Here is a 13,450-nt window from a genome sequence, read left to right as displayed (position 1 = left end):
TCGCATCTGGGGCCGCAATCGTCGAATGCCAGCCGCTTGAAAAGTACTCAAGCGGGCCGAAGCCCGCTTGGATAGGGTCGTCGCGACGCGGCGCTAGATTCGCATCGGCATGACGACGTACTTGAAGCCGGCCTGCTCGGGCACCGTGATCAGCGCACTCGAATTGGTGTCCTGCAGCTCCATCTTGATCATCTCGACGCTCATGTTCGACAGCGCGTCGATCAGGTAGGTGACGTTGAAGCCGATCTCGATCGCATCGCCGCCGTAGTCGATCTCGAGCTCTTCCTTGGCCTCTTCCTGCTCGGCGTTGCTCGATGCGATGCGCAAGGTGCCGGGTTCGATGTTGACGCGCACGCCCTTGAACTTCTCGCTCGTCAGGATCGCCGCGCGCTGCAGGCTCGCGAGGAACGGCGCACGGCCCAGCGTGACGGAGTTCTTGTGGTTCTTCGGGATCACGCGGTTGTAGTCGGGGAACTTGCCTTCGACGAGCTTGGTGACGAACTCCATGCCGCTGAAGCTGAACTTGGCCTGGTTGCCGGCGAAGCGCATCTCGATCAGGCCGCCTTCTTCGCCTTCCTTGCCGTCCTTTTCGTCTTTCAAAAGGCGCTGCAGTTCGAGCACGGTCTTGCGCGGCAGGATCACCTCCTGCTTCGGGATGTCGACGTCGAGCGTCGCCTGCGCCAGCGCCAGGCGGTGGCCGTCGGTCGCGACCAGCGTCAGGTTCTTGCCCTCGGCGACGAACAGGATGCCGTTCAGGTAGTAGCGGATGTCGTGCACCGCCATCGCGAAGTGGACCTGGTTGATCAAGCCCTTCAGCGCCTTCTGCGGCACGCTGAACGACGGCCCGAAATCGGCTGCTTCCTGGACCAGCGGGAAGTCGTCGCTCGGCAGGGTCTGCAGCGTGAAGCGGCTCTTGCCGCCCTGCAAGGTCAGCTTGTTCTGGTTTGCGCTCAGCGTGACGATCTGGTCGGCCGGCATCGAACGCAGGATGTCGATCAGCTTGCGTGCGCCGACGGTCGTCGCGAAGTTGCCACCATCACCGCCGAGCTCGGCGTTCGTGCGCACCTGGATCTCGAGATCGCTCGTCGTCAGTTCGAGGTTCGCACCGGTCTTGCGGATCAGCACGTTCGCGAGGATCGGCAGCGTGTGGCGGCGCTCGACGATGCCGGCCACCGCCTGCAGTGCGCTCAAAACTTTTTCTTGTGCTGTCTTCAAGACAATCATTTGAACCTCTCAAACTGGTCGTAATAGTAGAGAACGTCGGATTCTGTGGACAACGCCATTTTCGCCTGTTCCATCAAGCACTTAGAGCACCGCAAAGCTTGGGGTCGGACGCGCCGGTTGCGGTCTGCACCGAACACAACAACTTCGCCGATCGGCCCATGCCTGTGGACAGGTGGGTGCTTGTCCGAAACTTGTCCCCAGGCTTGTTGCTTGACATCGTCGGACTTCGTCAGCCTTTCAGCGTCTGCTCGAGCACGTGCAGCTGCTGGTTCAGTTCGGTGTTCTTCTGGCGCTCGGCGGCGATCTTGCGCACCGCGTGCAGCACGGTCGTGTGGTCGCGCCCGCCGAAGAGCTCGCCGATCTCGGGGAGGCTCTTCTGCGTCATGTCCTTGGCCAGGTACATCGCGATCTGGCGCGGCCGGGCGATCGAGGCCGGGCGCTTCTTGCTGTACATGTCGGCGACCTTGATCTTGTAGAAGTCGGCCACGGTCTTCTGGATGTTCTCGACGCCGACCTGGCGGTTCTGGATCGACAGCAGGTCTTTCAGCGCCTCGCGCGCGAGACCGATGTTGATCTCCTTGTGTGAAAACCTGGAGTAAGCAAGGATCTTGCGCAGCGCGCCCTCGAGCTCGCGCACGTTGGCGCGCACGTTCTTCGCGACGAAGAACGCGACGTCTTCCGGCATCGGCGTCGCCTCCAGCTCGGCCTTGCGCATCAGGATCGCGACGCGCATCTCGAGTTCGGGCGGTTCGATCGCGACTGTCAGCCCGGCATCGAAGCGCGAGGTCAAGCGCTCGTCGATGTCGACCAGCCCTTTCGGGTAGGTGTCGCTGGTCATGATGATGTGCGCGCGTTTCGCGAGCAGCGCTTCGAACGCGTTGAAGAACTCCTCCTGGGTGCGCTCCTTGCCGGCGAAGAACTGCACGTCGTCGATGAGCAGCAGGTCGAGCTGGTGGTATTTGGCCTTCAGCTCGTCGAAGGTCTTGCGCTGGTAGTTCTTGACGACGTCGGTGATGAACTGCTCGGCGTGCAGGTACAGGATGCGCGCGTCCGGCTTGTCGGCGAGCAGCGCGTTGCCGACCGCGTGAATCAGGTGCGTCTTGCCCAGGCCGACGCCGCCGTAGATGAACAGCGGGTTGTACATCGCGCCCGGCGCGCCGGCGACATGCAGCGCCGCGGTGCGCGCCATCTGGTTCGCGCGGCCCGGCACCAGCGTGTCGAAGGTCAGTGCCGGGTTCAGCCGGCTGCGCGAAGGCACCGGCGGCGCGGCCGGGCCTGTCGTGCGCTGCAGGCTCAGCGCCTGCACGATCGCGAACGAGGCCGATGTCGGAGCCGCCGAACCGTTCATCGCGGGGCCGGGCGCGCGAGCCGTCGCGGTATCGCGCGCGGCCAGCGCGATGTCGAGCCGCACCGGCTTGCCGGCCAGTTCGGCGAGCACGGCCTCGATCCGCCCGGCGTACTGATTGCGAATCCAGTCGAGCTTGAACCGGTTCGGCACGCGCAGCGTCACGACGGCGCCGGCCTCACCCTGGTCGGTGACCTCGGCGGCCGCCAGCGGGCGGATCCAGGTGTTGAATTGTTGTTCGGGCAGCTCGACCGCGAGTCGCTCGCAGCCGCGTTGCCATAGGTCAGCGCTCATTGTGGAAAACTGTTCTCGGGAGCGGGCGAATTGTACGGCGTGCGGCATGCGAAGCGACGGTTATCCACAGTTCCGATAGCCAGGTCAATAGCCCCGCCCGCGCAGGGCTGGCGGTGTAAGTCATTGACCGGGCAGGGTGTTTTTGGTGTAATAGTGGGTTTCCCGAAGCCGACTTGGCGCGGGCACTTCTTTGGCATCGCCTTATTTGGCAACTGCCTCTATCTTGGCCGCCGCCTCCTTTGGCACACGCCAGCTGGACAGATCATGAAACGCACCTACCAAGCCTCCAAAGTTCGCCGCGCCCGCACCCACGGCTTCCTCGTCCGCATGAAGAGCCGCGGCGGCCGCGCCGTGATCAATGCGCGCCGCGCCAAGGGCCGCAAGCGCCTGGCCGTCTGAGGTACGGCGCCCACGGCGTTTGCACCGTGATCGCGCGCCTGCTGCGGTCCGCAGATTTCGAACGCGTGCTGCGCACGCGCACCCGGGTCAGCAGCGTGCACTTTGCGCTGCACCATCTGGCGGATCGCCCGAGCGCGCCCGCCAAGCCGCCCGCGAAGGCGGCCATCAGCGCCGTCGCCGGCGAGTTGTCAACAGGGGAGCTCCCGATGCAGGCTGGCCCTGTGGATGACTCGCCCCGGCCGGCGCCCGGCGCGGTCTGGCTCGGAGCGGTCGTGCCGAAGCGGCATGCCCGCCGCTCGGTGACCCGAACCTTGCTGAAGCGCCAGATCCGCGCGGTTGTGACCGGCCATGCGGCGTCGCTCGCGCAGGGCCTGTGGGTCGTCCGGCTGCGTGCGCCGTTCGATCGCGCACGCTTCGTCAGCGCGGCATCGGATGAGCTCAAGTGCGCCGCACGCGAAGAGCTCGAAGGCCTGTTCGGCAGCGTTGCGCTGCGCGTGGTCTCGGCCGGCGCCTGAGCGGCCGGTCGCAGGCGATGGCTCACCTCCTGTTCACGCTGCCGCAGCGCGCGCTGCTGGCACTCGTGCGCGGCTACCGGCTGCTGCTGAGCCCGTGGCTGGGCAGCGCCTGCCGCTTTGAACCCACCTGCTCGGCCTACGCGATCCAAGCGCTCGAGCAGCACGGCGCCGCAGCGGGCACTTACTTGACACTGAGTCGGCTGGCACGTTGCCAGCCCTTCTGCCGCGGTGGCCACGATCCGGTGCCCCGGCAGGCGCCGGCGCTGTTCCGCCATTTTCTTGCCGATGCGCCACGCGCTGCCGGCGAACCGTCTCCCTCCTCGAAGCCCGAGCCCAATCCATGACCGATATGCGTCGCACCCTGCTGTGGGTGGTGTTTTCGATGTCCCTGTTCTTGATCTACGACGCGTGGAACAAGCACAACGGTCAGCCTTCGTTCTTCGCTCCGGCGCCGACCAAGGTCGCTGCACCGGCCGCGTCGGCGGCGAGTGGCTTGCCGAAGCCGGCCAACAACGGTACGGCCACGGTCGCGGGCGCGGCGCCGAGCGCGGCGCCCGGCGCCGTCGCGCCGCCGGTCGCCGAACAGACGACGATCACGACCGACGTGGTCAAGGCGACGCTCAGCGGCGCCGGCGGAACGCTGGTTCGCCTGCAGCTGCTGAAGTACCCCGACCCGGTGCTGCAGGAGTGGTACGAGCCGCTCCTCGAGCTGTTCGGTCGCAAGGCCGCCGCGACGGCGCCGCAAGACGTCGTGCTGATGGACGAGACGTCTGGCCGCCTGTATGTCGCCGAATCCGGGCTGATCCCCGCGGCCGGCGGCTCCGGCCTGCCGAACCACCACACGGTGATGACGCTCGTCCCCGGCGAGCGCACGCTGGCCACCGGCCAGAGCGCGCTGCAGGTGAAGTTCGAGTCGCCAGCCGTCGGCGGCGTGAAGCTCGTGAAGACCTACACCTTCAAGCGCGGCGACTACGTGATCGACGTGAAGAACGAGGTCGTCAACGAATCGGGCGTGCCGGTCTCGCCGCGGCTGTACCTGCAGCTGGTGCGCGACGGCGTGCCGCCGCCGGGCGGGTCGAGTGTCTACTCGACCTTCACTGGGCCGGCGATCGACGACGGCAACAAGTTCCAGAAGGTCGATTTCAAGGACATCGACAAGCGCGGCCCGTCCGACAAGCCCAGCCACACGATCGACGCCGACAGCGGCTGGGTCGCGATGGTGCAGCACTATTTCGCCTCCGCCTGGCTGGTCGACAAAGGCGACGCCAGCAAGCTGCCGCGCGAGTACTTCACCGGCAAGTCCGAGGTCACGAACCCGGCTACCGGCCAACTGGCGCATGTCTACTCGGTCGGCATGTTCGTGCCGCTGGGCGAGCTCGCGCCCGGCGCGACCAAGGCCTTCGACGCGAAGCTGTTCGTCGGCCCGCAGGAAGAAGAGAAGCTCGCGAAGCTCGCGCCGCGCCTCGAGCTCGTCAAGGACTACGGCATCTTCAAGATCCTCGCCGAGCCGCTGTTCTGGCTGCTGACGCAGCTGCACAAGATTCTCGGCAACTGGGGCTGGTCGATCGTCGGGCTGGTCGTGCTGCTGAAGATCGCGTTCTACTGGCTCAACGCCAAGGCCTACGGCTCGATGGCGAAGATGAAGGCGATCAACCCGAAGATCACCGAGATGCGCGAGCGCCTGAAAGACAAGCCGCAGCAGATGCAGCAGGAGATGATGCGCATCTACCGCGAGGAGAAGATCAACCCGCTCGGCGGCTGCCTGCCGATCTTCGTGCAGATGCCGTTCTTCATCTCGCTGTACTGGGTGCTGCTGTCGACCGTCGAGATGCGCGGCGCGCCGTGGCTCGGCTGGATCACCGACCTGTCGGCGAAGGACCCGTACTTCATCCTGCCGATCCTGATGACGCTGACCAGCCTGCTGCAGACCTGGCTGAACCCGACGCCGCCGGATCCGGTCCAGGCGAAGATGATGTGGTTCATGCCGCTGATCTTCTCGGTGATGTTCTTCGTGTTCCCGTCCGGCCTGGTGCTGTACTGGCTGACCAACAACATCCTGTCGATCGCGCAGCAGTACGTGATCAACAAGCGCCTGGGCGTGCTGAACAAGTAACAGAGATGACAGCCCCTGCGCGCCTTCGGCACGATCCCCCGAGGGGAGCTCAAGCGGCCGAGGGCCACGGGGTGGGCCTCTTCGTGGCCCATGGCGGCCCGGCGCTCGCTTGAGGGCCAGCGATGCTGCCGCGCCACCACGAGCCGATCGTCGCCGTCGCGACGGCGAGCGGGCGTGGCGCGGTCGGGATCGTGCGGCTCTCGGGCGCGAACCTGGCGCCGTTCGTCGCTGCGCTGCTGGGCCGGACGCTGCAGCCGCGCGTCGCGACCTACCTGCCGTTCGCTGACGCGGCCGGCGCGCCGATCGACCGCGGTCTGGCGATCCACTTCCCGGCACCCCATTCGTACACCGGCGAAGACGTGCTCGAACTGCAGGCGCATGGTGGCCCGGTCGTGCTGCAGCTGCTGCTCGCGCGCTGCATCGAACTCGCCGACCCGCACCTGCCCGGGCTGCGGCTCGCGCAGCCGGGCGAGTTCACCGAGCGCGCGTTCCTGAACGACAAGCTCGACCTCGCGCAAGCCGAGGCCGTCAGCGACCTGATCGAGGCCAGCACCGAGGCCGCGGCGCGCTCGGCGAGTCGCTCGCTGACCGGCGCGTTCTCCGGCGAGGTCAACGCGCTGCGCGACCGGCTGATCGAGTTGCGCATGCTGGTCGAGGCGACGCTCGACTTCCCCGAGGAAGAAATCGATTTTCTCGAGAAGGCCAACGCGCGCGGCCGGTTGCAGGCGATCGCCCAGCAGCTTGACGCGGTGCTGGACCGCGCGCGCCAGGGCGCACTGCTGCGCGAGGGGATCACGGTCGTGCTCGCGGGGCAGCCGAACGTCGGCAAGAGCTCGCTGCTGAACGCGCTCGCCGGCGCCGAGCTCGCGATCGTCACGCCGATCGCTGGCACGACGCGCGACAAGGTCAGCGGCACGATCCAGATCGAGGGCGTGCCGGTCCACGTGATCGACACCGCCGGCCTGCGCGACTCGACCGACGAGGTCGAACGCATCGGCGTCGCGCGCAGCTGGAGCGAGATCGAGCGCGCCGACGCGGTGCTGTTCATGCACGATCTGACGCGCCTCGGCGAACCTGCCTACGACGCCGGCGAGGCGCAGATCGAAGCGCGCCTGCGCGCCGCGCTGCCCGATGCCGAGCGGCTGCTGCAGGTCTTCAACAAGGCCGACGCGGCGCCGGCGGTGCAGCACGCGCCGGGTATCGCCCTGTCGGCGCGCACCGGCGCGGGCATCGCCGCGCTGCGCTCGAAGCTGCTCGCGCTGGCCGGCTGGCATGCGCAGCCCGAGGGCCTGTTCATCGCCCGCACGCGCCATGTGCAGGCGCTGCGCGAGACCCGCGGGCACCTGGCCACTGCGCTCGCGCTGGCCGCGCGCGCCGACACCGCGCTCGACCTCCTCGCCGAGGAACTGCGCCTCGCGCACGATGCGCTCGGTGCGATCACCGGCGCATTCAGCTCCGACGACCTGCTCGGCGAGATCTTCAGCCGCTTCTGCATCGGCAAGTGACGCGGTGCCCGGCGCGTTCGCAGGGCGACGAGCGGCCGCGTGGCGGCGACGAAGGGCGCGTTGCGGGAACGCCACCTGTTGTGGGCTGACGCGGGCCGCGCCGATAATCGGCGCTCGGGCGCCCTGCATGGAGCGCTCCGCGGAGCAGGAAGATGGAAATCGACGATCTGGTGCAGGCGATTCAGACCCTCAATGCCGAGGATGCGTTTCGCGCCCGGCTGAGCCTCGAGCAGTGGCGCAGCATCGCGCCCTACCTGACGCGCCACGAGATCCGCGCCGGCGACCTGCTGATCAAGCAGGGCGACACCGATCGCACGATGTACTTTCTCGCCCAGGGCAGCCTGCAGATCTTCGTGACCGGCGGGCCGCCGGGCAGCAACCGCATCGCGATCCTGCGCACCGGCTCGGTGGTCGGCGAGCCGGGTCTGTTCGGCGACAGCCCGCGCATGGCCAACGTCGAGGCGATGACGCCGTGCATCGTCTTCGCGCTGCGCGGCCCGCGCATCGAAGAGCTGGCGCAGCGCCTTCCGGCGCTCGCACTCGAACTGCTGCGCGCTGCCGGCGGCGTGATGGCGACGCGCATGCGTGCGAACCTGGCCAAACAGACGCCGTTCAGCTAAGCCCGGACACCCTCCCTCACTTCTTCCCCAGCAGCCGCCCTTCGGCGAGCGCGAGCGGCTCGGGCTTGCCGGCCAGCACCAGCGTGTCGCCGGCCGCGAGCACCAGCGATTCATCGGGCTTGATGACCGCGCCGTTCGCGCGCCGCACCGAGACCACCGCGACGCCGACCGCATGCAGCGCCTGGGCCGCGAGCGTCTGGCCGAGGTGGCTGCCGGCGGCCGGCAGCGTGACACTCAGCAGCCGCGCGGTCTGCCGCTCGTCGGCGGTGTCGTCGTCGGCACCGTGGAAGTACCCGCGCAGCAGGCCATAACGCGCGTCGCGCTGGTCCTGCACGACGCGGATCACGCGCCGCATCGGCACGCCGACGAGGGCGAGCGCGTGGCTCGCGAGCATCAGCGAACCCTCGATCGCCTCGGGCACGACTTCGGTCGCGCCGGCGGCCTGCAGACGCTCGATGTCGCTGTCGTCGATCGTGCGCACGATCACCGGGACCCGCGGCGCGTGCTCCTGCACCAGGCGCAGGATCTTCAGCGCCGACGGCGTGTCGTGGTAACTTACGACGACCGCACTGGCCCGCGCCAGGCCCGCCGCCATCAGGCTCTGCAGCCGTGCGGCGTCGCCGAACACGACGCTCTGCCCGGCCGCCGCGGCCTGGCGCACGCGGTCCGGGTCGAGGTCGAGCGCCATGTACGGGATCTTCTCGCCGTCGAGCAGCCGCGCCAGGTTCTGGCCGCTGCGGCCGTAGCCGGCGATGATGATGTGGGCCTCGGTATTGATCGCGCGCTTCGCGATCGTCGTCATCGCGACCGACTGCATCAGCCAGTCGCTCGAGCTCAGCCGCATCACGATGCGGTTGCTGTAGAGGATCAGGAACGGCGTCGCGAGCATCGACAGCACCATGCTCGCGAGCACCGGGCTTTGCAGCTCGGCCGGCAGCAGGCCGCCGTCGGTCGCGAGCGCGAGCAGCACGAAGCCGAATTCGCCCGCCTGCGCGAGGTACAACCCGGTGCGCAGCGCCACGCCCGGCGCGGCGCCGAAGATGCGCGCGAGCAGCGTCACGACGATGAACTTGAACAACACCGGCGCGATCGTCAGCCCGAGCACGAGCGGCCACTGCAGCCACACCGCCTCGGCGTCGAGCTTCATGCCGATCGTGATGAAGAACAGGCCGAGCAGCACGTCGTGGAACGGGCGGATGTCGGTCTCGACCTGGTGCTTGTATTCGGTCTCGGCGATCAGCATCCCGGCGACGAACGCGCCGAGCGCGAGCGACAGCCCGGCGCGTTCGGTCAGGTAGGCCAGCGCCAGCGTCACGAGCAGCAGGTTCAGCACGAACAGCTCTTCGCTCTTCAGCCGCGCGACGATCGTCAGCCACCAGCGCATCACGCGCTGCCCGCCGACCAGCAGCACCGTCAGCAGCGCCGCCGCCTTCAGCGCGGCGATCGCGAGCGCCCCGATCAGTTCGGCCGGCGGCGAGCCGAGCGCCGGGATCAGCACCAGCAGCGGCACCACCGCCAGATCCTGGAACAGCAGCACCCCCATCACGCGCCGGCCGTGCTCGCTCTCGAGCTCGAGCCGCTCGGCCATCAGCTTCACGACGATCGCGGTGCTGCTCATCGCGAGTGCGCCGCCGAGCGCGACCGAGCTCTGCCAGGTCAGCCCCCACGACCGGCCGGCCAGCGAGACGCCCCACGCGAGTGCGAGGTTGCCGGCGACCGCCATCAGGATCGTCAGTGCGACCTGGCTCAGCCCGAGCCCGAACACCAGCTTGCGCATGCTCTTCAGCTTCGGCAGGTTGAACTCGAGCCCGATCACGAACATCAGGAACACGACGCCGAACTCGGCCAGGTGACTGACCTGCGCGGTGTCCTTCGCGAGCGCGGTCGCGTTCGGGCCGATCAGCACACCCACCGCGAGGTAGCCCAGCATCGGCGGCAACTTGGCCATGCGGCAGATCACCACCCCGGCCACCGCGGCGACGAGGTAGAGCAGCACCAGACCGAGCGGGGACGAGATCATCAGATTGGAATTGCAAGCACTGTGCCGCGGGCCGGGCGACGCCGACGACGGGCATCGGGGCCGGGCTCATAGAATCGACCGATCCTACTGGACGCGTTGCGCCACACAGTGCCTGCAAAACCCTCATTTCCCGACTTCGACGCCGAGCGCGCGCTGCGCCTCGGGCGCGAGACCTTCGACATCGCGGCCCAGGCGCTGATCGCGCTGAAGGCGCGCCAGGGCGACGGCTTCACGCACACCTGCCGCGCGATGCTCGAGTGCCGCGGCCGCGTCGTCGTGATGGGCATGGGCAAGAGCGGCCACGTCGGGCGCAAGATCGCCGCGACGCTGGCGTCGACCGGCACCCCGGCGTTGTTCGTGCACCCGGCCGAGGCGAGCCATGGCGACCTCGGCATGGTCGCGCCCGGCGATGTCGTGCTCGCGATCTCCAACTCCGGCGAGAGCGAAGAGCTCGGCGCGATCATCCCGGCGCTGAAGCGCCTGGGCGTCACGCTGGTCGCGATGACCGGGCGCGCCGAGTCGACGCTCGCGCAGCATGCCGACATCGCGATCAGCAGCGCGGTCGATCAGGAGGCCTGCCCGCTGAACCTCGCGCCGACGACGAGCACGACCGCGCAGATGGTGCTGGGCGATGCGCTGGCGGTCGCGCTGCTCGACGCACGCGGCTTCCGCGAGGAAGACTTCGCGCGTTCGCACCCCGGCGGCAGCCTCGGCCGCAAGCTGCTGATGCATGTGCGCGACCTGATGCGCAGCGGCGCCGACGTGCCGCGCGTCGCGCCCGACACGGCGTTCACCGAGATGCTGCGCGAGATGACCGGCAAGGGCCTGGGCTTCACCGCGATCGCCGATGCCGAGGGCCGCGTGCTCGGCATCTTCACCGACGGTGACCTGCGCCGCCTGATCGAACGCGGTGCCGACCTGCGCGCGCTGCGCGCGGCCGACGTGATGCACCCGCAGCCGAAGCTCGTCAGCGCCGACGCGCTCGCGGTTGATGCCGCCGACGTGATGGAAACGCACCGCATCACCAGCGTGCTCGTCGTCGATGCGCACGGGCTGCTGACCGGCGCGCTGAACTCGAACGACCTGATGCGAGCGAAGGTCATCTGACGATGACGAGCCAAGGTGATCCGGTGCCCGAACCCGTGTTGCGGCATCCGCCCGAGCTGCTGCTGAAGGCGCAGGGCATCCGCTGGGCGATCTTCGATGTCGACGGCGTGCTGACCGACGGCCGCATCTACCTCAGCGAGCGCGGCGAGGAATTCAAGGCCTTCTCGACGCTCGACGGCCACGGCCTGAAGCTGCTCGCGCAGCACGGCATCACGCCGGTCGTGATCACCGGGCGCGATTCGCCGGCGGTGCGCCGGCGCGTTGCCGACCTCGGCCTGGCGCACGCGGTCTACGGCGCGAGCGACAAGCTCGCCGCAGCGACGGCGCTGATGGCATCGCTCGCCGATATCGGCGCGAGCTGGGGCACGCTCGCCGCAATGGGCGACGACTGGCCCGACCTGCCGCTGCTCGCGCGCGCCGCGTTCGCCTGCGCGCCGGCGAACGCGCACATCGAAGTCAAGGCGGTTGCGCATCACGTCACCGCGGCGCGCGGCGGCCACGGCGCGGCGCGCGAGTGCTGCGACCTGCTGCTGTGCGCCGCCGGCCGCTACGCGAGCGCGCTGCACGGCCACCTCGTCACGCTGGATGGCGGCACCGGGTGAGGAACGCCGCGTGAACGGGCTGGCGACCGATGCGCCGGCCGAGTCGGGCGGCCCGCCGCGCGCGCCATGGCATCGGCCGGCGCCCTGGTACCTGCGGGTGCTCGACACGGTCTCGACCTACCTGCCGCTGCTGCTGATGGCGGTGCTCGCGCTCGGCACCTGGTGGCTCGTGAAGAACACGCCGCTGTTCGAGACCGATCGGGTGACCGCGCCGCCGCGTCACGAGCCCGACTACACGATGACGCAGTTCCTCGTGCAGCGCTTCGGCGCCAATGGTGCGATGCGGGTGCAGATCGAAGGCGACCTGATGCGCCACTACCCCGACAACGACAGCTTCGAGATCGACAACCCGCGCATCCGCGCGATCGGCGACGACGGCCGGCTCACGACCGCGACGGCGCGCCAGGCGCTGTCGAATCGCGATGGCAGCGAGGTGCAGCTGACCGGCGGCGCGCACATCGTGCGCGAGGCGACGGCCAGCGAAGCGGCGATCGATTTCCGCGGCAACTTCCTGCACTACTTCCAGTACTCCGAACGCCTGCGCTCGCACCTGCCGGTGGTCGTGACGCAGGGCGGCACCGAGATCCACGCCGACGCGATGGCCTACGACAACCTCGCCCGCGTGCTCGACCTGAAGGGCCACGTGCGCGGCACGCTCGATTCGGCCCCCGGCGCCAAGCCATGAGCACCGCCCGGCCGCCGATGCCCGCGCCGCTGGTCTTCATCACCGGCGCTTCGAGCGGCATCGGCCAGGCGCTCGCGGCGCGCTTTCATCGCGCCGGCTACCGGCTCGCGCTGGTTGCCCGGCGCGCGGCCGAGGTGCAGGCCTGGACGCGGGCGCAGGGCTTCGACGCGGACCGCGTCGCGGTCTACGCCGCCGACGTGCGCAACGTGCAGGCGATCGTCGATGCGGGCCACGCCTGCATCGCCGCACAAGGGTTGCCGGATGTCGTGATCGCGAACGCCGGCATCAGCGTCGGCATCGACACGGCCGAGTTCGACGACCTCGAGGTGATGCGCGCGACCTTCGAGACCAACAACCTCGGGCTGGCCGCGACCTTCCACCCGTTCGTCGCCGCGATGAGCGCGCGCCGCGCCGGCGCGCTGGTCGGCATCGGCAGCGTCGCCGGCATCCGCGGGCTGCCGGGGCACGGCGCCTATTGCGCGAGCAAGGCCGGGGTGATCGGCTACTGCGAGAGCCTGCGCGGCGAGCTGCGTGCCGGCGGCGTCAAGGTCGTGACGATCGTCCCGGGCTATGTCGATACGCCATTGACGAGCGGCAACCCGTACAGCATGCCGTTCCTGATGCCGGCCGACGCGTTCGCCGACCGCGCCTTCGATGCGATCGTCGCTGGCGTCAGCTACCGCGTGATCCCGTGGCAGATGGGCGTGGTCGCGAAGCTGATGCGCCTGCTGCCGAACGCGCTGTTCGATAAGCTGGTCGCGGGCCGCGGGCGCAAGCCGCGCCAGAAGGCCGCCGGGTCGCCGGAATAGAAAAAGCGGTGGGCTTTCGCGCCACCGCTTCATTCGCCCGAGCCGGCCGCAGCCGGCTCAGTGCTCGTGAGGTGCTCAGTAGCCGCCGCGGCCACCGCCACCGCCGCCACCGGAGCGGCCGCCGCCACCGCCGCCGTAGCCGCCGCCACCGCCGGAGCGGCCACCGCCACCGCCGCCGTAGCCGCCACCACCGCCGCCGCCAAAGCCGCCGC

General features: G+C 68.9%; 13 protein-coding genes. 10 read left to right on the top strand and 3 right to left on the bottom strand.

What is annotated here, in order from left to right; all coding sequences use genetic code 11:
- Positions 1–93: 93 nt before the first annotated feature.
- Positions 94–1,224, bottom strand: a complete 1,131-nt coding sequence (gene dnaN / locus AC1DTW_RS24765) for a DNA polymerase III subunit beta (protein WP_477984065.1) — start codon at positions 1,222–1,224, stop codon at positions 94–96.
- Between the two features lie 229 nt (positions 1,225–1,453).
- Positions 1,454–2,863, bottom strand: a complete 1,410-nt coding sequence (dnaA, locus tag AC1DTW_RS24760) for a chromosomal replication initiator protein DnaA (RefSeq protein ID WP_477984064.1) — start codon at positions 2,861–2,863, stop codon at positions 1,454–1,456.
- 264 nt (positions 2,864–3,127) lie between these two features.
- On the opposite strand from dnaA, the gene rpmH reads away from it, so the two are divergent.
- The 6 genes from rpmH to AC1DTW_RS24730 all read left to right on the top strand — a co-directional run bounded on the left by rpmH (position 3,128) and on the right by AC1DTW_RS24730 (position 8,015).
- Entirely contained in the window at positions 3,128–3,262 is a 135-nt protein-coding gene (gene rpmH / locus AC1DTW_RS24755; RefSeq protein WP_327490524.1) for a 50S ribosomal protein L34, read from the top strand.
- A gap of 26 nt (positions 3,263–3,288) precedes the next feature.
- Entirely contained in the window at positions 3,289–3,777 is a 489-nt protein-coding gene (locus AC1DTW_RS24750) for a ribonuclease P protein component (RefSeq protein WP_477984063.1), read from the top strand.
- A gap of 17 nt (positions 3,778–3,794) precedes the next feature.
- Positions 3,795–4,121 carry a membrane protein insertion efficiency factor YidD gene (gene yidD / locus AC1DTW_RS24745; RefSeq protein WP_477984062.1) on the top strand — a complete coding sequence of 109 codons (327 nt, stop codon included), beginning with the start codon at positions 3,795–3,797 and terminating at the stop codon, positions 4,119–4,121.
- On the top strand, positions 4,118–5,890 hold the full coding sequence (yidC, locus tag AC1DTW_RS24740; RefSeq protein ID WP_477984061.1) for a membrane protein insertase YidC: 1,773 nt from the start codon (positions 4,118–4,120) through the stop codon (positions 5,888–5,890). Before yidD ends, yidC begins: the two co-directional genes overlap by 4 nt.
- A 122-nt stretch (positions 5,891–6,012) precedes the next feature.
- Positions 6,013–7,395: a tRNA uridine-5-carboxymethylaminomethyl(34) synthesis GTPase MnmE gene (gene mnmE, locus AC1DTW_RS24735; RefSeq protein ID WP_477984060.1), complete on the top strand. Its 1,383-nt coding sequence runs from the start codon at positions 6,013–6,015 to the stop codon at positions 7,393–7,395.
- 152 nt (positions 7,396–7,547) lie between these two features.
- Entirely contained in the window at positions 7,548–8,015 is a 468-nt protein-coding gene (locus AC1DTW_RS24730; protein WP_477984059.1) for a cyclic nucleotide-binding domain-containing protein, read from the top strand.
- A 16-nt stretch (positions 8,016–8,031) separates the two neighbouring features.
- On the opposite strand, the gene AC1DTW_RS24725 is transcribed toward AC1DTW_RS24730, so the two are convergent.
- On the bottom strand, positions 8,032–10,035 hold the full coding sequence (locus AC1DTW_RS24725; protein ID WP_477984058.1) for a monovalent cation:proton antiporter family protein: 2,004 nt from the start codon (positions 10,033–10,035) through the stop codon (positions 8,032–8,034).
- Positions 10,036–10,143: 108 nt separating this feature from the next.
- On the opposite strand from AC1DTW_RS24725, the gene AC1DTW_RS24720 reads away from it, so the two are divergent.
- The 4 genes from AC1DTW_RS24720 to AC1DTW_RS24705 are packed head-to-tail and all read left to right on the top strand — an operon-like array spanning position 10,144 to position 13,238.
- Complete coding sequence (locus AC1DTW_RS24720; RefSeq protein WP_477984057.1) at positions 10,144–11,142, top strand: KpsF/GutQ family sugar-phosphate isomerase; 999 nt, start codon at positions 10,144–10,146, stop codon at positions 11,140–11,142.
- 2 nt (positions 11,143–11,144) lie between these two features.
- Positions 11,145–11,744 (top strand): KdsC family phosphatase, encoded by a 600-nt coding sequence (locus tag AC1DTW_RS24715; RefSeq protein WP_477984056.1) that lies wholly within the window; start codon positions 11,145–11,147, stop codon positions 11,742–11,744.
- 10 nt (positions 11,745–11,754) lie between these two features.
- Positions 11,755–12,429 (top strand): LPS export ABC transporter periplasmic protein LptC, encoded by a 675-nt coding sequence (gene lptC, locus AC1DTW_RS24710; RefSeq protein ID WP_477984055.1) that lies wholly within the window; start codon positions 11,755–11,757, stop codon positions 12,427–12,429.
- Positions 12,430–12,446: 17 nt separating this feature from the next.
- Positions 12,447–13,238, top strand: a complete 792-nt coding sequence (locus AC1DTW_RS24705; protein WP_477984119.1) for an SDR family oxidoreductase — start codon at positions 12,447–12,449, stop codon at positions 13,236–13,238.
- The last annotated feature ends 212 nt before the right edge of the window (positions 13,239–13,450 follow it).

This window comes from Rhizobacter sp. P5_A1, from assembly GCF_056400745.1.
Note: the sequence above shows the minus strand (reverse complement) of the source record. Positions and strands in the feature narration are given on the sequence as shown.